Annotated in this window: 19 protein-coding genes and 1 pseudogene; 10 read left to right on the top strand and 10 right to left on the bottom strand. The window is 72.8% G+C overall.

The genetic code is table 11. The features are described from left to right. The first annotated feature begins 84 nt into the window (after positions 1-84). The 9 genes from PV342_RS07930 to PV342_RS07890 all read left to right on the top strand — a co-directional run bounded on the left by PV342_RS07930 (position 85) and on the right by PV342_RS07890 (position 10,898). On the top strand, positions 85-993 hold the full coding sequence (locus tag PV342_RS07930; RefSeq protein ID WP_386993648.1) for an SGNH/GDSL hydrolase family protein: 909 nt from the start codon (positions 85-87) through the stop codon (positions 991-993). A 199-nt stretch (positions 994-1,192) separates the two neighbouring features. Next, positions 1,193-2,353, top strand: coding sequence for a mandelate racemase/muconate lactonizing enzyme family protein (locus PV342_RS07925; RefSeq protein ID WP_386993649.1), 1,161 nt, complete (start codon positions 1,193-1,195; stop codon positions 2,351-2,353). Further along, positions 2,350-3,372 (top strand): zinc-dependent alcohol dehydrogenase, encoded by a 1,023-nt coding sequence (locus tag PV342_RS07920; RefSeq protein WP_386993651.1) that lies wholly within the window; start codon positions 2,350-2,352, stop codon positions 3,370-3,372. Before PV342_RS07925 ends, PV342_RS07920 begins: the two co-directional genes overlap by 4 nt. 103 nt (positions 3,373-3,475) lie before the next feature. Next, on the top strand, positions 3,476-4,522 hold the full coding sequence (locus tag PV342_RS07915) for a hypothetical protein (protein WP_360999158.1): 1,047 nt from the start codon (positions 3,476-3,478) through the stop codon (positions 4,520-4,522). Between the two features lie 6 nt (positions 4,523-4,528). Beyond that, on the top strand, positions 4,529-5,647 hold the full coding sequence (chvE, locus tag PV342_RS07910) for a multiple monosaccharide ABC transporter substrate-binding protein (RefSeq protein ID WP_386993652.1): 1,119 nt from the start codon (positions 4,529-4,531) through the stop codon (positions 5,645-5,647). Positions 5,648-5,712: 65 nt separating this feature from the next. Beyond that, positions 5,713-7,263, top strand: coding sequence for a multiple monosaccharide ABC transporter ATP-binding protein (gene mmsA / locus PV342_RS07905; protein WP_018556722.1), 1,551 nt, complete (start codon positions 5,713-5,715; stop codon positions 7,261-7,263). A 1-nt stretch (position 7,264) separates the two neighbouring features. Next, entirely contained in the window at positions 7,265-8,524 is a 1,260-nt protein-coding gene (gene mmsB / locus PV342_RS07900; protein WP_360999154.1) for a multiple monosaccharide ABC transporter permease, read from the top strand. A 27-nt stretch (positions 8,525-8,551) separates the two neighbouring features. Further along, positions 8,552-9,748 (top strand): aldose epimerase family protein, encoded by a 1,197-nt coding sequence (locus tag PV342_RS07895; RefSeq protein WP_386993654.1) that lies wholly within the window; start codon positions 8,552-8,554, stop codon positions 9,746-9,748. Positions 9,749-9,962: 214 nt separating this feature from the next. Next, on the top strand, positions 9,963-10,898 hold the full coding sequence (locus tag PV342_RS07890; protein WP_400801690.1) for a hypothetical protein: 936 nt from the start codon (positions 9,963-9,965) through the stop codon (positions 10,896-10,898). Between the two features lie 51 nt (positions 10,899-10,949). Here PV342_RS07890 and PV342_RS07885 read toward each other — a convergent pair whose 3' ends face one another. The 10 genes and pseudogenes from PV342_RS07885 to PV342_RS07840 all read right to left on the bottom strand — a co-directional run bounded on the left by PV342_RS07885 (position 10,950) and on the right by PV342_RS07840 (position 22,198). Then, positions 10,950-12,497, bottom strand: coding sequence for a pyridoxal phosphate-dependent aminotransferase (locus PV342_RS07885; protein WP_400801688.1), 1,548 nt, complete (start codon positions 12,495-12,497; stop codon positions 10,950-10,952). A 237-nt stretch (positions 12,498-12,734) separates the two neighbouring features. Further along, positions 12,735-13,934, bottom strand: a complete 1,200-nt coding sequence (locus tag PV342_RS07880) for a PA0049 C-terminal domain-containing protein (RefSeq protein WP_500316303.1) — start codon at positions 13,932-13,934, stop codon at positions 12,735-12,737. A gap of 107 nt (positions 13,935-14,041) precedes the next feature. Next, positions 14,042-14,797 (bottom strand): class I SAM-dependent methyltransferase, encoded by a 756-nt coding sequence (locus tag PV342_RS07875; RefSeq protein ID WP_500316301.1) that lies wholly within the window; start codon positions 14,795-14,797, stop codon positions 14,042-14,044. Between the two features lie 85 nt (positions 14,798-14,882). After that, a complete protein-coding gene (locus tag PV342_RS07870) occupies positions 14,883-15,686 on the bottom strand; it encodes an EI24 domain-containing protein (RefSeq protein ID WP_500316299.1) in 804 nt (267 codons plus the stop codon). Between the two features lie 40 nt (positions 15,687-15,726). Continuing rightward, positions 15,727-16,272, bottom strand: a complete 546-nt coding sequence (locus PV342_RS07865) for a hypothetical protein (protein WP_400801681.1) — start codon at positions 16,270-16,272, stop codon at positions 15,727-15,729. A 231-nt stretch (positions 16,273-16,503) separates the two neighbouring features. Beyond that, positions 16,504-18,320 (bottom strand): annotated as a pseudogene (locus PV342_RS07860) (glycoside hydrolase family 3 C-terminal domain-containing protein); the annotation flags it as partial. 162 nt (positions 18,321-18,482) lie between these two features. Then, entirely contained in the window at positions 18,483-19,490 is a 1,008-nt protein-coding gene (locus PV342_RS07855) for an NADP-dependent oxidoreductase (RefSeq protein WP_360999139.1), read from the bottom strand. Positions 19,491-19,696: 206 nt separating this feature from the next. After that, on the bottom strand, positions 19,697-20,413 hold the full coding sequence (locus PV342_RS07850) for an SCO2400 family protein (RefSeq protein ID WP_500316298.1): 717 nt from the start codon (positions 20,411-20,413) through the stop codon (positions 19,697-19,699). A gap of 148 nt (positions 20,414-20,561) precedes the next feature. Further along, entirely contained in the window at positions 20,562-21,425 is an 864-nt protein-coding gene (locus tag PV342_RS07845) for an SMP-30/gluconolactonase/LRE family protein (protein ID WP_400801675.1), read from the bottom strand. Then, the gene (locus PV342_RS07840) at positions 21,422-22,198 is read right to left on the bottom strand and encodes an IclR family transcriptional regulator (RefSeq protein WP_391578055.1); all 777 of its coding nucleotides are present in this window, start codon (positions 22,196-22,198) and stop codon (positions 21,422-21,424) included. Before PV342_RS07840 ends, PV342_RS07845 begins: the two co-directional genes overlap by 4 nt. Before the next feature lie 235 nt (positions 22,199-22,433). Between PV342_RS07840 and PV342_RS07835 the strand changes: the two genes are divergently transcribed. Next, positions 22,434-24,344 (top strand): glycosyltransferase family 2 protein, encoded by a 1,911-nt coding sequence (locus tag PV342_RS07835; protein WP_500316295.1) that lies wholly within the window; start codon positions 22,434-22,436, stop codon positions 24,342-24,344. The last annotated feature ends 154 nt before the right edge of the window (positions 24,345-24,498 follow it).

Here is a 24,498-nt window from a genome sequence, read left to right as displayed (position 1 = left end):
AAAAAGCTACCGCGCGGCGCCAGGCGAGGAGTGACGTACTGTCGGGATCAGCGAGAAGTCACCCACTCGTCCGAGGGAGAACGGATGCGCCAGTCGCTCTCGCGCGGGGTCGGCCGCACCCTGATCGCGCTGGTCACCCTGCTCACGACGGCACTCGGGGCCGGCTGCTCGGCCACCGAGGGACCGGGCGGCGCCGAGGCCGGCGCCGCCGGGCGGGCTGACGCGGCGAAGCGCCCCGCGGCGGTGTGGGACACCACCCCCGCCTCGCTGGCCGCGCTCGGCGACTCCATCACCCGCGCCTTCGACGCCTGCGGGATCCTGACGGACTGTCCGGACCTGTCCTGGGCGACCGGCAGCCGCCGCTCCGTGGACAGCGTGGCCACCCGCCTGCTGGACAAGCCGGCCTCCAAGAGCTGGAACCTGGCGGCCAGCGGGGCCAAGATGCACGACCTGCCGGCACAGGCGAAGAAGGCCGTCGAACGACGGCCACAGCAGGTGACGATCCTGATGGGGGCCAACGACGCGTGTGCGCGCAGCACCGACCGCATGACCCCGGTGGCCGAATACCGCCGGGATTTCTCGGCCGCCCTGCGGACCCTCGACCGCGAACTACCCAAGGCCCAGGTCTTCGTCGCGAGCGTGCCCGACCTGATGCGCCTGTGGGACGTCGGCCGGCAGAACGCGCTGGGACGGCAGATCTGGAAGCTGGGCCTGTGCCCGTCGATGCTCTCCGACGCGCAGTCGATGAGCACGGCCGCCCGCGAACGGCGGCAGACCGTACGCGAGAGGGTGATGGCGTACAACGACGTCCTGCGGCAGGAGTGCGCACGCCTCGAGCGCTGCCGCTACGACGGCGGCACGGTCTTCGACTACCGGTTCACCCAAAAGGAGCTGAGCCCCTGGGACTGGTTCCACCCCAGCGCCGAGGGTCAGGCCAAGCTGGCGGGACTGGTCTACGCGGCGGCCTTCGGGCCGGGCGCCGTCGGTCGCTGACCGGGCGGGAAACGGCCCCTCGTTCGGGGTTTCGGACACGGCGCGGCACGCGCCACGGGCGGACGGACTCACTTCGGCAACATCGCCGTCACCTCCCCGGCACACCCATTGACACCGCCGGGAGCCCGTAACTACGTTCCCTTCAACATTTCGAACGTGTGACGAAATCTCGAACGACACCCTGTAAGGGGCGGCTTCCGTGCGCATCACCGGCATCAGTACCCATGTGGTCGGCACTCCCTGGCGGAATCTCACCTATGTGCTCGTCCACACCGACGAGGGACTCACGGGCGTCGGCGAGACCCGGATGCTCGGCCACACCGACGCGTTGCTCGGCTATCTCCACGAGGCGGAGGCCAACCACATAGTCGGCTCGGACCCTTTCGCGGTCGAGGACCTGGTCCGCCGGATGAAGTACGGCGACTACGGGCGCGCCGGAGAGATCGTCATGTCCGGCATCGCCGTCATCGAGATGGCGTGCTGGGACATCAAGGGCAAGGCCCTCGGCGTGCCCGTCTGGCAGCTGCTCGGCGGCAAGGTGAACGAGAAGGTCAAGGCGTACGCCAACGGCTGGTACACCACCGAGCGCACCCCGGAGGCGTACCACAAGGCCGCCGCCGCGGTGGTGGAGCGGGGCTACCGCGCGCTGAAGATCGACCCCTTCGGCACCGGCCACTTCGAGCTGGACCACGCGGCGACCGCCTACTCCGTCTCCCTCATCGAGGCCGTGCGCGACGCGATCGGCCCCGAGACCGAGCTGCTGGTGGAGATGCACGGCCGGTTCAGCCCGGCCACCGCGATCCGCGTCGCCAAGGATCTGGCACCCTTCAAGCCCAGCTGGATCGAGGAGCCGGTGCCGCCGGAGAACCTCAAGGCCCTGGCGAAGGTGGCCGCCCACACGGACCTGCCGATCGCGACCGGCGAGCGCATCCACGACCGCTACGAGTTCCGCGAGCTGTTCGAGCTGCAGGCCGCCGACATCATCCAGCCCGACCTCGGGCACATCGGCGGCATCAACGAGGTCCGCAAGCTGGCCGCCACCGCGGAGACCCACTACGTGCTGGTCGCCCCGCACAACGTCGGCGGCTCCGTGCTCACCGCCGCGAGCCTGCAGCTCGCCGGGTGCACCCCCAACTTCAAGATCCTCGAGCACTTCAACGACTTCGCGGACTCCGAGATCAAGAAGGTCGTCAAGGGCGCACCCGTGGTCGGCGAGGACGGGTACTTCACCCTCTCGGACGCACCGGGCCTCGGTGTCGAGCTCGACGTCGACGCCGCCGCCGAATTCCCCCAGCAGCAGGCCCGTTTCGACCTGTGGGCCGAGGGCTGGGAGCGCCGGAAGCCGAAGGGCTCGAGGTGACCGTCCACACCCCCCGCGCCGTCGTCCTCGACGGGCCCGGCCGGCACCGGATCGCGCCGGCCGGACCGGTGCCGCCCGGTCCGGGCGAGGCGCTGGTCCGCGTGCACGCCGCGGGCATCTGCGGCAGCGACCGGGAGATGTACGCCGGCACCCGCCCCGAGGGCTACGTCCGCTACCCCGTCACCCCGGGCCACGAGTGGTCCGGCACGGTGGAGGCGGTCGGCGCCGGGGTGACCGCCGGACTGGTGGGCCGGAAGGTCGTCGGCGAGGGCTTCCGCAACTGCCAGGTCTGCGAGCGGTGCCACGCCGGGGAGACCACGCTGTGCAGCGCGCCGTACGAGGAGACCGGCTTCACGCAGCCCGGCGCGATGGCGGACACCCTGACACTGCCCGCCAGGCTGCTGCACGTCCTGGACGACGCCGCCGACCTGCGCACCGCCGCGCTCCTGGAGCCGGCCGCGTGCGTGGCGGCGGCACTGCTGAAGGCCCCGGCGGCGCCGGGCGAGCGGGTGGCGGTCGTCGGCACCGGCACGCTCGGCATGCTGGCGGTGCAGTTCCTCGCCGCGGTGTCGCCGGCGGAGCTGCTGGTGGTGGGCACCGGCCGGGTCCGCGAGGAGCTGGCCGCCTCGTTCGGCGCCACGCGGTTCCGCACGACAGCCGAACTGGCCGACACCGAAGGGGAGTACGACCTGGTGGTCGAGGCCGCCGGGTCCGCCTCCGCGGCCCGTGTCTCGGCGGGGCTGCTGCGCCGCGGCGGCCGGATGGCGCTGACCGGCATTCCCGCGCCGGGGGCGCTCGGGCTCGACCCCACCGACCTGGTGGTGCGCCAGCTGACCGTGCACACGGTCTTCGGGGCGCCGCCCGCCGCCTGGGCCCACACCGTCCGGGCCTTCGACGCCGGGATCCTGGACCCCGCACCGCTGATCACGCACGACCTGCCCCTGGAGGAGTACGCCGGCGCCCTGGAACTGCTGGGGAGCCGGGATCCCAAGGTGGGGAAGGTGCTGCTACGTCCGTGACCGCTCCGTGCGCGGCGGACACACGATGTCCCATCCGTGCCCACTCACACCCAATGAACCGAACGTCGTCCGACATCTCGAACGGCGAGAACGAAGGAGCACCGTGACCGACGCACCCACCCCGAGCCCCGGAAAGGCCGGCACCACCTCCGGTCCCCGTCACCCGGGCCAGTACGCGCTCACTCTCCTCGGTCACGGAGCGCCGGCGAACGACCCAGCCGACTCCTCCCCTCACTCCTTCCCCGACGGCGGGACCTGGCGCACCGAGATCCCCTCCGTGGAGGGCCCGGAGGCCCTGGCCACCGTGCTGGAGGAGAGCGAGCGGCTGGAGGTGCCGGTGCACCGGATCAGCCAGGGCAGCGGCATCTGGATGCTGACGGACGCGGAGATCACCGAGATGGTCACCGCCTGCGCCGAACGCGACGTCGAGCTCTGCCTGTTCACCGGGCCCCGCGGCACCTGGGACATCGGCGCCGCGACCCGCACCGACTCCCGCGGCGGGGGCCTGCGGGCCCGCGGCCACGACCAGGTGGCCGGCTGCGTCGAGGACGCGCTGCGGGCGGCTGCCCTGGGCGTGCGCTGCCTTCTCGTCGCGGACGAGGGCGTGCTGTGGCTGCTGCACCAGCTGCGGGAGCAGGGGCTGCTGCCGGCCGACACCACCTTCAAGGTCTCGGCGCTGGTCGGCCCGGTCAACCCGGCGGCCTACGCGGTGTGGGAGCGGCTGGGTGCCGACTCCATCAACATCCCCTCCGACCTGACCCTCCAGCAGATCACCGAGATCCGCCGGGTCAGCCGGGCGCCGATGGACTTCTACATCGAGGCCCCGGACGACCTCGGCGGCTTCGTACGGCTCTACGACGCGGCGGAGCTGATCCGCCGCGGAGCACCGATCTACCTCAAGTTCGGGCTCAGCAAGGCCCCCGGCATCTACCCGTACGGACGCCAGCTGCGGGAGGTCGCCCTGTCGACCGCCCGCGAGCGGGTCCGGCGCGGCCGCCTTGTGCTCGACCTGCTCTCCCGGCTGGGCGCGGACGGCGGGCAGTCCCCGCTGGGCGCGCGGCTGCCGGGCCCGCTCCACCGCTTCCCCCTGGACATCGCGACCGACCCGGACCAGGCGACCGACCCCCGCCTGGCCGCCGAAAGGATCTGATCAGCCATGCGCATCGCCAGAGCCGCACGTCTGCGCACCACAGCCGCGCTGATAGCCACCCTCGCCCTCGGGGCCACCGCAACCGCCTGCGGGCAGAGCGACAACACCGGCGGTGGCGACAAGGACGGTGGGAAGGGCACCATCGGCATCGCCATGCCCACCAAGTCGTCGGAGCGCTGGATCGCCGACGGCGACAACATGGTCAAGCTGTTCAAGGAGCAGGGCTACAAGACCGACCTGCAGTACGGCGACGACAAGGTCGAGAACCAGGTCGCCCAGATCCAGAACATGATCACCAAGGGTGACAAGCTGCTGGTCGTCGCGGCCATCGACGGCTCGGCCCTCAGCGACGTGCTGCAGCAGGCCCACGACGCGGGCATCAAGGTGATCTCCTACGACCGCCTGATCCTGGGCTCGGAGAACGTCGACTACTACGCGACCTTCGACAACTACAAGGTCGGCGTGCTCCAGGCCGACTACATCATCGACAAGCTGGGCCTGAAGGACGGCAGCAAGAAGGGCCCCTTCAACATCGAGCTCTTCGCCGGCTCGCCCGACGACAACAACACCAAGTACTTCTTCAACGGCGCGATGGACACCCTCAAGCCGTACATCGAGAAGAAGCAGCTGGTGGTCAAGAGCGGCCAGACCGAGCTCAACCAGGTCACCACCCTGCGCTGGGACGGCGCGACCGCCCAGGCCCGCATGGACGACCTGCTCAGCAAGTCGTACACCTCCGACGACGTGGACGCGGTGCTCTCCCCGTACGACGGCATCTCCCGCGGCATCATCTCGGCGCTCAAGAGCGTGAGCTACGGCACCGGCAAGAAGCCGCTGCCGGTCGTCACGGGCCAGGACGCCGAGGTCGCCTCGATCAAGTCGATCATCGCGGGCGAGCAGGCCCAGACCGTCTACAAGGACACCCGCGAGCTGGCCAAGGTCGCCGTCCAGATGGGCAACGCGGTGCTGACCGGCGGCAAGCCTGAGATCAACGACTCCAAGACCTATGACAACGGCACCAAGGTCGTCCCGACCTACCTGCTGCCGCCGGTGAGCGTCGACAAGTCGAACTACAAGGAGGCCGTCGTCGACTCCGGCTACATCAAGGAGTCCGAGCTCCAGTAGTCCCGGAGCCGTACCCGACCGACGATCTTCCCCTTCCCACCACCCGAGGAGAACGGAAAGCAGGAATGGCCGGACCCGTCCTCGAAATGCGCTCCATCACCAAGACCTTCCCAGGGGTCAAGGCGCTCTCCGACGTCACCCTGACTGTCGCCGAGGGCGAGGTCCACGCCATCTGCGGTGAGAACGGTGCGGGCAAGTCGACCCTGATGAAGGTGCTCAGCGGGGTCTATCCGCACGGCAGTTACGAAGGGGAGATCCTCTTCCGCGGTGAGACCTGCGAGTTCCGCGACATCCGCGCGAGCGAGCAGCGCGGCATCGTGATCATCCACCAGGAACTCGCCCTGGTGCCCTACCTGTCCATCGCCGAGAACATCTTCCTCGGCAACGAGCACTCCACACGCGGTGTCATCAGCTGGAACGAGACGCTGCGGCACGCGGGCCGGCTGCTCAAGCGGGTCGGGCTGACCGACCAGCCGAGCACCCGTGTGGCGGACATCGGCGTCGGCAAGCAGCAGCTCGTCGAGATCGCCAAGGCGCTGTCCAAGGAGGTCAAGCTCCTCATCCTGGACGAGCCGACGGCCGCCCTGAACGACGAGGACAGCCGCAAACTCCTGGATCTCATCCTGGAGTTCAAGGAGCACGGCATCTCCTGCATCATCATCTCGCACAAGCTCAACGAGATCGCCAGGGTCGCCGACTCCATCACCATCCTGCGGGACGGGCGGACCATCGAGACGCTCGACATGAAGGCCACCGACGAGGACGGCGAGAGCACCGTCACCGAGGAGCGGATCATCCGCGGCATGGTCGGCCGCGACCTCGACCACCGCTTCCCCGAGCGGGAACCGGAGATCGGCGAGGTGGCCTTCGCCGTCGAGGACTGGACCGTGCACCACCCGATCGACCAGCAGCGCAAGGTCGTCGACGGGGTGTCCCTCAACGTCCGGCGCGGCGAGATCGTGGGCATCGCCGGGCTGATGGGGGCCGGCCGCACCGAACTGGCCATGAGCGTCTTCGGCCGCTCCTACGGCCGGGGCATCAGCGGCCGGGTCTACCTGGACGGCAAGGAGATCCGCACCCGCACCGTCCCGGAGGCGGTCGGCCACGGCATCGCCTACGTCACCGAGGACCGCAAGCACTACGGGCTGAACCTCATCGACGACATCAGCCGCAACATCTCGCTCAGCGCCCTGTCCAAGGTCGCCAAGCGCGGCGTCGTCAACCAGCACGAGGAGGCCCGCGTCGCCGAGACCTTCCGCTCGACGATGAACATCAAGACCCCGACCGTCTTCGAGACCACGGGCAAGCTGAGCGGCGGCAACCAGCAGAAGGTCGTCCTCAGCAAGTGGATCTTCGCCGGGCCGGAGGTCCTCATCCTCGACGAACCCACCCGGGGCATCGACGTCGGGGCCAAGTACGAGATCTACACGGTGATCAACGATCTGGCGGCCCAGGGCAAGGCCGTCGTCTTCATCTCCTCCGAGCTGCCGGAACTGCTCGGCATGTGCGACCGCATCTACACGATGTCGGCGGGCCGGCTGACCGGGGAGATCCCGCGCGAGAGCGCGACGCAGGAAGTGCTTATGCGCCACATGACCATGGACCGAGGTAACTGAGATGGGCAGCCCGGTGAAGACCGACAAGACTCCTCCGCCGCCCGCCGGGGGCGCGGCCGCGGCCGTCAAGGACGGCGGCGCGGCGGCCGGAGCCGCTGGCCTGCTGCTGCAGGCGGCACGGCGCAACATGCGCCAGTACGGCATGATCATCGCACTGGTGCTGATCGCGGCGCTGTTCCAGATATGGTCCGGCGGCATCCTGCTCAAACCGCAGAACGTCACCAACCTCATCGGCCAGAACAGCTACATCCTGATCCTGGCGATCGGCATGATGGTCGTGATCATCGCCGGCCACATCGACCTGTCCGTCGGTTCGCTGGCGGCCTTCGTCAGCGCGGCCGCCGCCGTGATGATCATCCACCATCACGTCCCGTGGCCGCTCGCCCTGGTCGCCTGCCTGCTCATCGGCGCGATCGCCGGCGCCTGGCAGGGCTACTTCATCGCGTACGTCGGGATCCCGTCGTTCATCGTGACCCTGGCCGGCATGCTGCTCTTCCGCGGCGGCACCCAGATCTTCCTGGAGGGCCAGTCCATCTCGCCCTTCCCCCGCGGCTTCCAGAAGATCGGCAACGGCTTCCTGCCCGAGGTCGGACCGCACACCAACTACCACAACCTGACGCTGCTCATCGGTCTCGTGGTGATCGCCATCGCCGTCGTCCAGGAGATCCGCGACCGCCGCCAGCAGCTCGCGTACGACCTGGACGTGCTGCCGCGCAACTTCTTCCTGCTGAAGCTGCTCGCCATCATCGCCTGCTGCGTCGCCTTCACCATGACCCTCGCCAGCTACCACGGCGTGCCGATCGTGCTGCTCATCCTCGCCGGGCTGCTCATCGTCTTCGGCTTCGTGATGCGCAACGCGGTGGTCGGCCGCCATGTGTACGCGCTCGGCGGCAACCAGGCGGCGGCCAAGCTCTCCGGTGTCAAGGACAAGCGGGTCGTCTTCCTGGTCTTCGTGAACATGGGCGTGCTCGCCGCGCTCGCCGGACTGGTCTACGCGGCGCGGCTGAACGCCGGCGTCCCGCAGGCCGGCATCAACTTCGAGCTCGAGGCCATCGCGGCCGCCTTCATCGGCGGTGCCTCCGCGACCGGCGGCGTCGGCACGGTGCTCGGCGCCATCATCGGCGGCCTGGTGCTCGGGGTGCTCAACAACGGGATGTCGCTGGTCGGCATCGGCACGGACTACCAGCAGGTCATCAAGGGTCTGGTGCTCCTGGCCGCGGTCGGCTTCGACGTCTGGAACAAGCGCAAGGTCGGTTCGTAAAGCAGCTACCTACAGAAGGAGCCGCAAGTGAACAGACGTACATTGATCGCGGGCGCGGCGCTCGGGGCGGTCGCGCCCGCGATCGGCGGGACGAACGCCTGGGCGGCCGGGGAGGCCGCCCCGGCGCGGCAGACCGCCGACGCCAGGCACAGGCCCGTGGGCAGGAGCAAGGTGAGCAAGGAACACTTCGGGACCCTGGAGGACGGCACCAAGGTCGACATCTGGACGGTCAGCAATGGCGGGATCACCCTCAAGGTGCTCTCGTACGGCGGCATCGTCCAGACCTTGGAGCTGCCCGACCGGCGCGGCCGCCGCGTCAACGTGTCCCTCGGATTCGACGACCTGGCCGGCTACGTGGCGAGCAGCCCGTACTTCGGCGCGCTGATCGGGCGCTACGGCAACCGCATCGCGGGCGGCAAGTTCACCCTGGACGGCCGCACCTACCAGCTGCCCGTCAACGACGGCCCGAACAGCCTGCACGGCGGCGACCGGGGCTTCGACAAGCGGGTCTGGGCGGTCGAGGGCTTCAAGGCGGGTTCGGACGCCGGTCTGGTGCTGCGCTACACCAGCGCGGACGGCGAGATGGGCTACCCGGGCACGCTGAAGGTCAAGGTCGTCTACACCCTGACCGCGGACGCGCGGTGGCGGATCGACTACACCGCCACCACCGACAAGGCGACGGTCGTCAACCTCACCAACCACACGTACTTCAACCTGCGCGGCGAAGGCGACGGCGGCGTCTACGACCACGAGGTCCAGATCGCCGCCCGGCGCTACACCCCGGTCGGGTCCACCCTGATCCCCACCGGTGAACTGGCGCCCGTCGCGGGCACCCCGTTCGACTTCCGCTCGGCGAAGACGATCGGCCGCGACATCCGCTCCGCGCACCAGCAGATCCTGTACGGCCAGGGCATCGACCACAACTTCGTGCTCGACAAGGGCCGCACGGCCGCGCCCGAGCACATCGTGACGGTCACCGAGCCCGTCTCCGGCCGGGTCATGCGGATCGCCACCACCGAGCCCGGTGTGCAGTTCTACACGGGCAACTTCCTGACCGGTACGTTCGCCGGCTCCTCGGGCCGGGTCTACCGGCAGGGCGACGGGTTCTGCCTGGAGACCCAGCACTTCCCGGACTCCCCCAACCAGCCCTCGTTCCCGTCGACGGTCCTGCGGCCGGGGCAGACCTACCGCTCCACCACCGTGCACTCCTTCGGCACCCACTGAGCGGCGCCACCCTCCCCGCGGGCGGGGGCGGCCGGGATTGTCTCCCGGGCGCCCCCGCCTGTCGACTTGGGGGACGACTCCGGGTGAACGTCCCCTGGGCCGTACGGGAATGTTCTGGGCCACCGGAATGACAGCGGCACAGAGTCCGCGCGCCGGGGGGTACGCATCCCGTCGATCAGGCCCTGCGGCTTTCGCATTCGACGAGGAGTCCCCCATGAGTCCTGACGGCAGGTCGTCTTCGCCGCGCAGGTTCCGGCGGTACGGACGGCTGACCGGCGTGGTCCTGCCGCTCGCCGTCGCCGCGGCCGCGGTGTCGGCGCCCGTGCTCGCCACGACCCCCGGCACCGTGACCACGGCGGCCGGCACGAGGACGGCCGTGAACGACCCCCGGCCGCCCGTCACGCGGAGCGTCGCCGCCGACGACGACGAGGAAGAGGCGGCGGAGGGCGAGGAGGGCGGCCGCGAGCAGGAGGCCCGCGACGAGGACGGCGGGGACGGCGGGGAGCGCACCGACCAGCGGGGCGAGCGGGAGACCGACCGGGGCGACGGCGGCCGGGACGAGGGCGAGAACGAGCGCGGCGACGAGGGCGACCAGGGACGGAACGACCGCGGCGACCAGGGCGGAAACCAGGGCGGCGACCAGCGCCCGCAGCAGCAGCACCGCGACGACCAGGGCGGGAACCAGGGCCGGAACGACCGCGGCGACCAGGGCGGAAACCAGGGCGGCGACCAGCGCCCGCAGCAGCAGCACCGCGACGACCAGGGCGGGAACCGCGACGACGGCCGCCGGGACGAGCAGGGCGACGCACGTGGCGGCCGCGAGGGCGACTGCGTCAGCATCGACTCCACCCTCCGCAAGAACGACCAGGAGATCTCCGTCGCGGTGTTCGACGGCCGGATCTTCATCGGCGGCCGCACCCTTCCGCGCGGGCGCTTCGTGTGGCACTCCCTCAGCGGCAACCGGGGCTACCCGCGCGGTGTCTGCGGGGCCACGGTGACCTCTGTCGGCTCCGGCGTGTGGGTCAAGGCGATCACCCGGGACGGCCGGGTGGTCGAGACGCACTGCACCATCCAGGAGACCCGCGGCAAGCAGAGCTCGTGCGGGGAGTGGAAGACCCTGGAGAGCCGCTCGTTCCGCTCGGCCAGGTGACCGTGCGCCCGCGCCGGCCGGTGAACGACCGGCCCGCGCGGGCGCGGTGCGTCAGGAGGCGTCCTGCCAGTACAGGGCCGGCCGCGGGGTGCCGGACGGCACCGCCGCGAAGGCCGGCGGGACCTCGGCGGCGAGCGCGGGGTACATGTCGGTGGCGGGCCCCTCGGCCCGCGGCTGTACCTGCGGCTGGGGCTGCGGCTGGACCTGCTGCTGCGGCTGCGGCTCGCGTCTGACCTCGTAGACCGGCTGCGGCGGCGCCGGGGGCGGCGCGAAGGGCTGCTCGTACAGCGGCTGGGACGGTGGGGCCTGCTGGATCTGCGGGAGCGGCTGCGGCGGCGGGGCGGGCTGGATCTGCGGCAGCTGCTGCGGCGCGGGCTGCGGGGGCGGGGCGGGCTGCTCCTGGACGGGCGCGGGGGCCGCGGCGGCGGGCGCGGGGGCCGCGTACCAGGTGCTGCCGTACAGCACCGTGCTCAGCCCGGTGAGCAGCCGCTGGACGTCGGCCTGGGGGCGGACCACCAGCCGCATGAAGCGGCTGCTGCTGCCCAGCTTGTTGCCGCACTCGCGGACCAGCACCCCGTGCTCGGCCAGCAGCCGGTCGCGCAGGACGGCGCCGTCGACGCCGTCGGGGAGCTTGACGAAGACGAAGTTGCCCTGCGACGGGTAGACGGTGAGCCCCGGCAGCGCCGCGAGCTGCCAGGTCATCTCCTGGCGGTCGCGGGAGACCATGCGCAGGCTCTGCGCGTACTCCTCGCGGTGGTCCTTGAGCATGAAGACCACGGCCTCGGCGAAGGAGTTGAGGTTCCACTTCGGCAGCATGCGGCGGACCTTCCCGGCCAGCGCCGGGTTGGCGACCAGGTAGCCGAAGCGGATGCCGTGCAGGCCGAAGTTCTTGCCGAGGCTGCGCAGGACGACCACGTTGGGCCGCAGGACGGCCTCGTCGGCGACGCTCGGCCAGGCCTCGGCGTCGCTGAAGTCGAGGAAGGACTCGTCGATCACGACGAGGTCGAGGTCGGACAGGGCGTCCATGAGCGCCACGACGGCGTGCTTGGGGAGGAAGCCGCCGTCGGGGTTGTTGGGGTTGCAGATCACGGCGGTACGGGAGCCGCGCGCCCGGACGAACGCGACGAAGGCCGCCGGGTCGAGGGCGAATCCGGCCGCCTCCGGGAGGAGGAACATGTCGACGCGCTTGCCGGTCTCCATCGGCTGGTCGGTCCAGCGGCCGAAGGTCGGTATGGGGATCGCCAGACTCTCGCGGACCAGCAGGTGGTCGATCCAGGTGATCAGCTCGGTGGAGCCGTTGCCCATGGCCACGGTCTGCGGGTTGAGGCCGAGCAGCGAGCACAGCTCGTTGGTGATGACGTCCGTGCCGCTCGGATAGTAGGTGAGGATGTCCCGCATCGACTCCTGGAGCTTCTCGTACATGGCCGGGCTCGGGAAGTACGGGTTGCACGGGATGCAGAAGTCGACGATGTCGCGCCCTCCGCCGGAGGGCGACAGGCCGCCGGCGGCGCGGCGCAGCGCGAAGTACGAGGGACTGTGCGCGGTGTTGGCGCGGAACAACTCGGTGGCATTACCGGTGACGCCGACAGCGACGGTCACGGCAGAACCTCCCTCGATCACGGGGGCCGCGCCGCGGCGGCCCGCTTCCCCTTGCCTGCACGACCTTGTCACACATTCCTCACATCTCGTACATGTGGGTTGATCGTGGGACAAGTGGTGCACGGTTCGGCTATCTTGCGGCCTCCCGCGTCTCATACGGGCCCGGGCGCGCTTCCGTTCAGTGACCGCCGCCCCTTCCCGCGGAGCTCGACGGCGGCAGCGGGGCGCCGGGTCCCTTCAGCCGAGGGTGCCCGCGGCCGCGACGAGGAGGGCGCGGATCTGGGCGGTGACCGCCATCCGCTGGGCGACGAAGGCGGGATCGGTGACCGTGCCGGTGGCCGGTTCGGTGTTGCCGGGGCCGAAGTGGAGCACCGGGGTGTGGACATGGCCGCCCGGGGCGGGCAGCGCGAGCCTGTCCCGGAGCAGGGTGGCCCGGTACGCGATCTCGTTGGAGAGGTAGTCGCCGCCGCCCCCGGCGCGGGCGGCGGAACCGGCCGTCGGGCCGCCGTCACGGGTGACGGGGGCGCCGCCCCCGGCGGGCACCTCGGTGACGGTGGTGCGGTCGTGCACCGGGAAGGCACCGGTCCCGGCGGCGGCGATCGCCGCGTACGGCAGGGTGGACGCCGTCCACTGCGGCTGTTCGCCGGGGACGGCGACGGGGACCGGGCCGGTGGCGGACAGGCCCGCGTTGTCGGGGTGGCCGCCGCGCCAGGCGCCGTTGAAGCGTTCGAGGTCGAAGCGTCCGTCCCGGCCCTGGCTGACGGTGGCGAAGAGGTCGACACGGCGCGGGCCGGGCCGGAACCGGGGGCGGAGCACGTGTTCGACCGTGCCGTCGGTGAAGTCGCCCCAGCGCACCGGGAAGACGACGGCCTCGACGCGGGCCGGGCCGGCGGCGGTCTCCAGCGTGACGCCGTCCAGGGCGAGCGCCGCGGCGCCGGAGGGATTGCTGCAGCGTATGTCCGCGTCCAGCCGGAAAGGGTCGAAGCCGGTCAGCAGGATGCGCCGGACGCCCTCGGCCACGGGCGGGCGGACGGCGTCCTGCCCCCGCGAGGCGCGCTCCAGACGGGCCGCCAGCGCCGCGCGGACGGCGGCGGGCAGCGTGAACGCCGGTTCCCAATTCCGCAGTTCCCTGCCGAGGGCGAGCCGGGCCCAGTACAGCGGCCGGTCGTCGTCGTGACCGAGGTCGCCCTCCACCGGCCCGCGGCCCTGGGCCCGGTCCACGGCGGTCCGCCACAGGGCGCGCCCGTGCCGCCGTACCGTCCTGGCGGCCCCGGCCGGGTCGCGGGACTCCGCCAGCGCCCGGGCGAACCGGGGAGCCGCGGTGTGGAAGCCGCTGCGGCGCAGGATCTCCCGCGGCACCGTCCGCTCCAGACGCAGTTCCTCGCCCGCGGGCGGCGGGACGTCGGCGGGTACGCCGGGGTGGAGCGGCAGCCGCATCACGGGGAACCTCCGGTCGGTCGGGGACGGGTCGGCTGCCCGGAGCATGCCAGAGAGCCCCGCTCCGCCAGGGCCCGGGGTGCCGGGGCCGCGCCCGGCTAGGCCGGCTAGGCCGGCTTGCGGACGAGGAAGAAGATGCTCGGCCCGAACCCCACGCGGGCCAGCGGGGACTGCAGCGCGCCCTCGGCCCTCACCAGCGCCGAGTGCGGGACCACGCGCTTCAGCCGCGCGCTGCGCAGGTTGGACACCGACAGCCGCCGCTCCACGCGCAGCCCCGCGGCCTCCAGTTGCCCGGCGACCGTGCGCGGGTGGTGGTTGACGAACGGGATGCTGTCGCGCTCGCGGTTCTCCGCCGAGCGTATGTCCACCGGCGACAGCGGCACCCGCCGGCGGTGCGCCGCGTAGCGGAGCCGGTTGGCGGCGTGCGCGAGGTTGGCGGTCTCGACGACGACGGTACCGCCCGGGCGCAGCACCCGGGCGATCTCGGCCAGTGCGCCCCGCGGGTCCGGCAGGTGGTGCATGACGCGGATCAGGGTGACCAGGTCCACGCTCGCGGAGTGCAGGCCGAGGCCGTCGGCGCTCATCAGCCGCATGCTCACCCCGGCGAGCCCCTTGAGGTACACCTCGGCGTCGTTCAGCTGCTTGCGGCTGGCGTCCACCAGCGTGACCCGGTCGGCGAACTCCCGCAGGACGGGTACGAGCCGGCCGTAACCACCGCCGACGTCCGCCGCGTGGCCGAAGTGCCGCCCTTCGAGCAGCCGGCGCAACGCGGCGACCTCGGCGTCGTGTTCGTAACCGCGGCTCACCCAGTAGGTCCGGTAGCTCTGCGGGTTGTCGTCGTACTGGTTGGTGCGCTGCGCCATCGCGCGCCTCCCCCTCGCGTGCTCGTCCCCGTACATAGGTCACACGACGGGTGCGGAATGGTTCCCTCCGGTTCGCCCCCGGCGGCTACGGCTTGCGGAAGTCCAACGGCTCCACGGGCGCACCGGCCTCCGGCTGCGGCTCAGGTGCTTCCTGCGGCGGCATCAGGGACCGCACCAGAAGCGTGGCGCCGGCCACCGCGCCGGGCATGAGCAGGACGGAGACCAGCGGCACCAGGAAGCACAGGATCAGCGGCACCCCGAACCCGAGCGCGAGCGCCATCCGGCCGCGCAGTATGCGCATCCGCTCCCGCAGCGGCACCTCCCGGCGCTGGAAGGCCACGCCGGTGAGTTCGAGGGCGAGGAAGTAGCCGGAGACGCAGAAGCCGATCGCGGGGACGACGGTCTGGCCGATGACGGGGACGAAGCCGGCGGCGAAGAGCAGGACGCCCCAGATCGCGACCCGGACCAGCACCCGCAGGCTGTCGCGGGCGGACTGCAGCAACTCCCGCCACAGCGGGAGGTCGGGCCCGTCCGGGGCGCCGCCCTCCGAGACGTCGACGCGCTCGGCCAGGGACTCGTAGAAGGGCTGGCCGACCAGCAGGGTCACCGCGGTGAAGGAGATCACCGCCAGCAGCAGGCCGCCGCCGAAGGCGACCGCGGTGAGCAGCCCGCGGAACAGGCCGCGCCAGGGCGAGTCCCAGTCGTCGGCGAAGGGCGTGGCCCAGGCGGTCGCGTCGTCGGCCCAGAAGGCGAGGGCGACCAGTGCCGCCGCGTAGCCGACGAGCGTGACCAGCGCGGGCAGCAGCCCGAAGCCGAACCAGCGGCCGTGCCGGAGCACCCAGCGCTGGCCGTCCACGAAGAGCCGTATACCGGAGGCAAGATCTCGCATGCGCGACAGGGTATGCCAACCGCGGGCGGCCGGGGCCGGCTCAGACCATGACCTCGCAGTCCCGCAGGCCCGAGGGGTCCGGGTCGAAGAGGCAGACGTCGGAGCCCGTGTCACCGGTCACGACGCCGGTGCCCGCGATGTCCTCGGCCCTCAGGAAGAGCACGTCGTCGCCCCGCCCGCCGCTGACGGTGCCGGAGTTGGCGTCGGCGTCGCCGATCAGGTCGACGAGGTCGTCTCCCTCGCCTCCGGTGACGATCCCGCTGTTCCCGCCGCTGATCTCGATCATGTCGGCCCCGGCGCCGCCGTCGACGGTCCCCGTGTTGCCGCCGTGGACGGTGATGACGTCGACACCGCCGCCCCCGGCGACCACCACGCCGGCGGGGACGCCGTGCGCGCAGTCGATCTCGTCGAAGCCCTCGGTGCCGGTGACGGCGGTGCCGGTGACCGGCCGGCCGTTGACCGAGCAGCCGGCGACGGCGGGCGCGGGCGGTTCGCCGGCCCGTGCGGAGCCCGGCAGCACGGACGCGCCGGCCAGGAGGAGTGCCGCGCCGGCCAGGACCGGACGGATACGCGTTCGTGCCGTCATCGCTGCTCCTCGGGTGGACGCCTGGAGTGGGGCGCGGATGGCACGAGCGTCACGTCACGGCCCGCGGCCCGCAATCGGGCGGGGTCCGCCCGGGGGACCGCCCCGGCGCGGCGCCTGACGACCCGTCACCGAGCGGCGTGCCTCCCGTCCGGGCCGATCGCGGCCGGGACGCCGTGCTCGACGACCCCGCACCCCGGGGAGGCTGTCAGGGACCTCCCCGGGGTGTGTGGGTCAGCCGTTCACGGCCACCGGCACCGTGAGACGGCGGTCGGCGACGCTGCGCGCGACCTCGGCGGTGTACGTACCCGCAAGAGTGCGCCAGTCACCCTCCGAGGGGTCCCAGATCTGCGCGGCTCGGCGCGCGAGCGCGATACGGGCCTGCGTCACGGCGCCGGCGGCGAGCTCGGCGGAGAGGAAACCGGCCAGGACCCGGGCCGGACGGCCGACCGCCGGATCCTCCCCCGCGGGCGCCGCCAGATAGACCTGGACGACCTCGCGCCCCGGCCGGTCGCCGGTGTTGCGCAGCCGTACGGTGAGCGTGCCCAGCACGTCCGGCCCGCCGTCCCCGGCAGGGCCGCCCTCGGCGGGCGCGAAGGAGGCGTCCTCGTAGGCCCAGTCCGTGTAGCCGAGCCCGTGGCCGAAGGGGTACGCGGGCGCCGTCCCGGCCCGTTCCCAGGCGCGGTAGCCGATGAAGACGCCTTCGTCGTAGCGCAGCACCCCGTCCCGGGGCACGACCTCGGCGACCGGGGCGTCGGCCAGCCGGGCCGGCCAGGTGGTGGGCAGCCGGCCGCCGGGCTCGGCCGCGCCGAGGAGCACGTCGGCGAGCGCCGCGCCGGCCTCCTGTCCGGGGAACCAGCCGACCAGCACCGCGGCGACCTCCTCGCGCCACGGCATCTCCACCGGCGAGCCGGTGTTGACCACGACCACCGTCCGGGGGTTCACCGCGGCCACCGCGTGGACGAGTTCGTCCTGCCGGCCCGGCAGCCGCAGGTCCGCGCGGTCGAAGCCCTCGCTCTCCACCCGCTCGGTGGTCGCGACGACGACCACCGCCACCTCGGCGTCCCGGGCCGCCGCGACCGCCTCCGCGATCGACTCGTCCCCGTCCCGCCGCGGTTCGGCGTGCATCAGCGAGAAGACGACCGCCCGGACCGGCCCCCTGCCGTCCCGGGGGACGACATGGGTCAGCGAGACGCCGACGGGGACCCCCGCGGTCAGGGCGACGCGGCCCCGCTCGACGGGCGCGCCGAACATGCCCTCGAAGGGCCCTGACTCGGGACCGGCGACCTGGGTCCCGTCGAAGACCACCGCGCCGTCCACGACGAGCCGGAAGCCGCCCAGCCCGCGGGTGCCGAAGTGGTGGGCGCCGCTCTCGCGGGGCGTGAAGGTCCCGGTCACCTCGACGGAGTGCAGGGCGTCGTGGGTCACGCCGTCGGGCAGGTCGCTGCCCATCCACTGCACATGGCCACCGGGCAGCGTGCAGGTGCCCAGGACCTCTCCCGCGGCGTCCCGGCAGACCGCGCGCAGCGCGAACCCGGGCCCGGCGGGCGACAGTTCCCCGTTGGGATCGGCGCCCACGGCGTAGGTCAGGGCGGCGCCCTGCGGCAGCGCCGCGCGCAGGCCGTCCAGCGGCGAGACCACATGGCCGGGGAAGACCTGCGCGGACCCTCCCCCGAGCACCCGGGCGTCGCGGGCCGCCGCGCCGATGAGCGCCATCCGGCGCACCCCGGTGGGGTCGACGGGGAGGACGGGCCGCTCGCCGCGCGGCTCGTTGCGCAGCAGGACGAAGGAGCGGCGGGCGATCTCCCGGGCCAGCGCGGGCCCGTCGATCGCGGCGGGGATCCGCTCGGGGGGCACCGCCGCGGGGGTGCCCGCCGGCAGGCCCACCCGGGCGGCGAGCCGCAGCACGTTGCGCACCGCCGCGTCCACGGCGGACTCCTCGGCGCGCCCCTCGCGCACGCGCGGGCCTGCGCCTCCCCGAAGACGGTGCGCGGTCCGGGCATGGCCACGTCGAGGCCGCCGGCCAGGGCCGCGACGGTGTCCCGGGCGGCCGCCTGCTGCAGTGGCTGCACGACCCCGGCGCGGTGGACATGCCGGCCGTCTTCCGGCACTTCGTCACCCTGCTCGACCCGGGCGGAGGCGACGGGGAGCCCGATGGCACACAAGGGGTGCGCCCGCCCGGGCGCACCCCTTGTCCCCGCCGCCGCCCGCCGCTACTCGGGCAGGCGCACCAGCATCTTCCCGGTGTTGTCGCCCCGCAGGACGCCGAGGAAGGCCTCCAGGTTGTTCTCGATCCCGTCGACGACGGTCTCGCGGTAGTGCAGCCTGCCCTCGCGGATCCAGCCGCCGACCTCCTGGACGAACTCCGGCTGCAGGTCGTAGTGGTCGCCGACGAGGAAGCCCTCGATGCGCAGCCGGTTCTGGATGAGCCGGGACAGGTTGCGGGGGCCGGGGGCGGGCTCGGTGGCGTTGTAGATGGCGATCATGCCGCAGACGGCCACCCGGCCGTGCAGGTTGAGGGCGCCGATGGCCGCCTCGAGGTGCTCGCCGCCCACGTTGTCGAAGTAGACGTCGATGCCGTCGGGCGCGGCCGCCGCCAGCTGCTCGGCCACGGGGCCGTTCTTGTAGTTGAAGGCGGCGTCGAAGCCGTACTCCTCGACCAGGAGCTTGACCTTCTCGTCCGAGCCGGCGCTGCCGATCACCCGGGAGGCGCCCTTGAGCCGGGCGATCTGGCCGACCTGGCTGCCGACCGCACCCGCCGCGCCGGAGACGAAGACCACGTCGCCCTCCTTGAGGCCGGCGACGCGCAGCAGGCCCGCGTAGGCGGTGAGACCGGTCATCCCGAGTACGCCCAGATAGGTGCTCAGCGGGGCGAGGCCGGGATCGACCTTGACCACGGCCTCCGCCTTGGCCAGGGCGTACTCGCGCCAGCCGAGGGGGTGGAGCACGTGGTCGCCGGGGGCGAAGCCCTCCGCGCCCGAGGCGACGACCCGGCCGACCGCGCCGCCGTGCATCGGCTGGTCCAGCCGGTACGGCTCCGCGTACGACTTGGCATCGTTCATGCGGCCGCGCATGTAGGGGTCGACCGACACGTAGAGGTTGCGCACGAGGATCTCACCGGGCCCGGGCTCGGGAACCTCGGTCTCGCGCAGCGCGAAGTCCTCGGGCTTCGGCCACCCGTGAGGACGGGCTACCAGATGCCATTCACGGCTCTTCGGCATGGGGGGAACGCCTCCAAAGCTTTAGGTTCTTAACTAACCATGAGCCTGAATGCTTGAGGAAGTCAAATAAATCGGCATGGGCGTGTCCCGTCGCACAGCGGAGCGCCGGCCGGTGGAACCGGCCGGCGCGGTGAGCCGGTGCGAGCGGGGTGGGACGGACGCGGGACGGATCGGCGAAGGCGCCGGGGAGGACGGGCGGCTGCCCGTCAGGTGCACCACCACAGGAAACGGGTGCAGGAGGGGGTCGGCTTCGGCGTGTGCGTGGCGGGCGGCGAGGCCGGGGCGGAGTGCGGCGGCGCCGAGGCGGTGGGGGCGCCGCCGGCGGGGGCCGAGCCCCCGGAGCCCGTGGGGGGGCGACTGACCGTGGCGGAGGCGGTGGCCGAGGGGGACTGCGACTTCTTGGCGCTCTCCGACACGCTGGGCGACGCGGAGGGGCTCGTGCTCGCGGACGCCGAGGCGTCGGAGGCGGGTGCCTTCGGGGCCCCGGAGGTGTCGTCGCCGGGCGAGGAAGTCGCGCTCGGGGAGGCGCCGTCGGTCCGCGTGTGGTCGGCGGCGGCCGAGTTCCCACCCGTCGCGTAGCCGGCGAGCGGGAGTTCCGCCACGCTCCAGCCGACGAGCACGATGGCCGCGCCCACCAGGGCGCCGATCAGCAGCCGAGAACGGCGGCGGGTACGGACGCGGCGGGTACGGGCCCGGCTGCCGGAGCGGCGCGGGGCGCCCTCCGCGGGGCCGCGCCCCGCGCCCTTGCGTCGTTCGGCGCGACCGCCCTCGGGGGCGGCGGCGTTCTCGCCGTCCCCGGCCGCGGATGCCTGCGCGGGCGCGTCGGCAGGCCCCTGCGCACCGAGTTGGTGGGCGGGCGTTCCGCACCCCGGGCAAGACAGGGCGCCGTTGATGTGCCGTCGGCAGGCTGCGCAGTAGTCCATTGCCCTGGCAGCGTATGGGACGCACCGATACGACGTACATATGAGTTGCCCGTCGATCCCGTGAAACCTCTGTGAAACCCGGGACATGCGGGTTTAGGGCGCCGATCAGCGCCGAACAGCCCCGAATCAACCCCGAACCACCACGGAATCAACCACCGAACGGCACATCGGGCATCCCCTGCCCGGCTCCCGGCACCACCAGCAGCGATCCCGACAGGGGCCGCTCCGCCAGCTCCCGGGCGTCAAGGCCCGTGCTCGCGGAGGTGATGTAGAGATCCGTCAGGGACGGGCCGCCGAAGGCGCAGGCCGTGGGCCGCCGTACCGGCACCTCCACGACCCGGTCCAGGTCGCCCCGCGGGGTGTAGCGGCGGACGGCCGCCCCGTCCCACAGGGCCACCCAGACGCAGCCCTCGGCGTCCACGGTGAGCCCGTCCGGGAGGCCCGCCTCCTCCTCGACGACCGCGAACGGCCGCCGCCCGCGCACGAGTCCGGTGTCCCGGTCGACGTCGAACACGTCGACGCGCCGGGTCGGGCTGTCCACGTAGTACATGAGGGAGCCGTCGGGACTCCAGTCGGTGCCGTTGCTGACGGTCACGTCGTCCAGCACCGGCACGACCGCGCCGTCCGGGCCGATCCGGCGCAGGGTCCCGCCGCCGGGCGCCTCGTCGTAGCGCATGGTGCCCGCCCACAGGGTGCCGGCGGCGTCCACGGCCGCGTCGTTGGCCCGCCGCCCGGGGACGGGGTCGTGGTGCAGCCAGCGGAAGGCGCCGTCCGCGTCGTACAGCCCCACGCCGTCGCGCAGGTTGACGACCACGCCGCCGGCCGCGCGCGGCTTGGCCGCGCCGACGTGCTGCCCGGTCGCCATCACGGACTCGCCGCCGCCGGCCGGGTCGTACCAGTGCACCCGGGAGGCGAGGATGTCCACCCACAGCAACCGCGCGCCGACCGGGTCCCAGGTGGGACCCTCGCCGAGCCGCGCCTCGGCCTTCAGGGCGAGTTCCACCCCGTTCACCGCGCACCGTCCCGGTGGCCGAGGCGCTCGGACAGCTCGGCGGCGCCCTTGGCGGCCAGTTCCTCCAGCTCGGCCCGGCGCTCCTCGTTCCAGCGGATCATCGGCACCGAGATGCTGAGCGCGGCCACCACCCGCCCCACCGAGTCCCGGACCGGGGCGGCGACGCAGGAGACGTCGGGGTTGGACTCGCGCCGCTCGACGGCGACGCCGCGCTCGCGCACCGCGTCGAGCTGCCGTCGCAGTTCGCCCGCCGAGGTGATGCTGTGCTCGGTCATCGCGGGCAGCGGCCCGTCCCCGGGCAGGCGTTCGTCGAGGTCGTCGGGGGGCAGCGAGGCCAGCAGCATCTTGCCGACGGAGGTGCAGTGCGCGGGCAGCCGCCGCCCGGCCGCCGACACCATCCGCACCGCGTGGGTGCTGTCCACCTTGGCGATGTAGATGACGTCGGTGCCCTCCAGGACGGCCACGTGCACCGTCTCGTCGCAGGTCTCCGCGACCGAACGGGCCACCTGCTGGCCCTCGGCGGCGAGGTCCAGCTGCTCGGCGTAGCGGCTGCCGAGCTGATAGGTGCGCACGCCGAGCCGGTAGCGGCCCGCCTGACCGGGCTGCGGCACCAGGTAGTTGCGCGCCGCGAGGGTCGTCACCAGCTCGTGCACGGTGGTGCGCGGCAGCCCCAGCCTGCGGGTGATCTCGGGCGCGGACATCGAGCCGTCGCCTTCGAGGAAGAGCTCCAGGATGTCCAGGGCTCTGGTCACGGCGGGTACGAGACGTCCCATCTCTGCTCGCTCTCTCCGGCGCCTGTTCGAGATTCCGTATAACGATCGGTATCGCGAACGCAGCGTATCCGCGCCAGGTCGTAGCGGGCAATGGGCGCGCACCGCGCCACGCCGATTGTCGGCTTGTCAGACAACTCTAGGGCCGTTTGCTACTTTCTCAGTGCCCATCAGGTGATTTGCACCCTTTCCCGACTGTTCGGTGATTCCTTCACCTCTCTCCTCCTACGGGGTCGCCGTGACGATCACGCCCAGCAGCATGCGCAAGACACCCGCCCGGCCCGGCGGGCTCGTCCCCTCCCCGGCCACCGGGGACGGCGACCGGCCGGGCACGGACCCGGGCACGCACCCGGACACCGCCCGCCGCCACGACTACGCACGCCACGGCACGCTCGCCGGGCCCCTCAACGACCCGCCGCGACCGGGGGTGCTGTACCGGGTCAGGTACCGCAGCCTGATGTCCCGCGAAGGGCACCGGGTGCGCACCTGGCTGCTGCTCACCGCCGCGCCCCTGGCCTCGCTGGGCGTCCTGGTCTGGCTCCTGCAGCCCCGCCACTGGGCGACCCGTGAGGCCGTGCCGCTGTGGGCGCATGTCGCGGACGTCGCGTTGCTGGTCTGCCTCGGCCTCGTCGCACTCTTCCGGCTGGTCGCCGTCGTGTCCCACGCCCACGCCACCCTGGTCGCCCGCGACCCGGTCCCGGTCGCCCCGGCAACGGGCACGCGGGTCGCCCTGCTGGCCTCCGCCGCACCGGGCGAGGAGTCCCTGGCGCGGGTGCGGGCCACCCTGGAGGGCGCGGTGCGCGTCCGGCACGACGGCCCCGTCGACGTGTGGCTGCTGGACGAGGACGACGACCCGGAGATCCGGCGGCTCTGCGAGGCGATGGGCGTACGGCACTTCACCCGCAAGGGTGTCGAACGCTGGAACCTGCCCGAGGGCGCCTTCCGCGCGGGTGCCCGGCACGGCGGCCACAACGCCTGGCTCGACGCCCACGGCGACGACTACGAGTTCACGGCCTCGGTCGGCACCGGCCGGGTGCCGCTCCCCAACTACCTGGAGCGGACGCTCGGTTACTTCCGCGACCCGGACGTCGCCTTCGTCGTCGGCCCGCAGGTCCACGGCGGCCACGGCACCCGCGGCACGGCCGTGGCGAGGGCCGCCGAGAGCCACCGGTCCCTCGTCGATGCGTCCGCCCAGCGGGCCGCCAACCGCTACGGCTCCGCCCTGTTCAGCGGCACCACCAACGTCGTCCGCGTCTCGGCGCTGCGACAGGCCGGCGGGCTGTCCGACTCCGCCGCCGGCGATCTGGCCACCGGGCTGGAGATCCACGGCCGCCGCAACCCCGCCACGGGCCGCAAGTGGCGCTCGGTGCACACCCCGGACGTGGTGGCCGTCGGCGCGGGACCGTCCTCCTGGTCCGGCTTCTTCGACCAGCAGCGGCGCCGGAGCCAGGGCACCTGCGAGGCGGTCCTGCGCCGGTTCTGGAAGGCCCCGTGGAAGCTGCGTCCCGGCAGCCTCCTCACCTACACGCTGACGGCCGCCCACTACCCCCTGGCGGGCCTCGGCTGGCTCCTCACCGCGCTCGCCAGCGTCCTGTTCCTCGGGTTCGGCGCTTCCCTGGCCGCCGTCGACCCCGCGGTGTGGCTGACGCTCCACGGCACGGCCGTCGCGTTCCGGATCGCCCTCTGCCTCGGCAACCGCGGACGCAACGTCAGCCCCCACCGGCCCAGGGGCTCCTTCGGCGTCGCCGGGACGGTGATGTCCGCGGTGGCCGCCCCGCTCTACGTGCTCGCCCTCGTGACGGCGCCGCTGCGGCGCACGCCGGGCACGGCGGCCGCGCCCGACCCGGCCCGCCCCGACCGGCTCGCCACCTTCCGTGCCCACCTGCTGTGGGCGGCCGTGTTCGCCGGTTCGCTGCTCGCCTCGGTCCCCCTCGGCCACACCCACGCGGCGATGCGCACCTGGGCGGCGATCGCGCTGCTGACCGCCCTCGTCCCGCTGCTGGTCTGGCGGTGCAGTGTGCTGCGGCGCCGGGTGGCGGGCGCGCTGGCCGCACGGAGGACCCCGGCCGGCCGGGGCCGGCACCGCGCGCCCAGGCAGCGCGCCGCCACCCGGATCGCGGCGGTACGGCGCCACTTGGCGCGGCGCTGAGGGACGCGGGAGGACCGAAGAAGCGAGGACGGCCGCCACCGGGCGGCCGTCCTCGCCTGCCTCCCGCGACGCCCCCGTCATCCCCCGGCGGGCCCGGCGGGGGATGACGGCCCGCCCGAGGCCGATGCGGCGGGGACGCCCGCCGAAGGGGGCG

Source organism: Streptomyces sp. PA03-3a (assembly GCF_033792735.1).
Lineage (GTDB): Bacteria > Actinomycetota > Actinomycetes > Streptomycetales > Streptomycetaceae > Actinacidiphila.
This window is presented reverse-complemented; position numbering and strand designations above follow the sequence as displayed.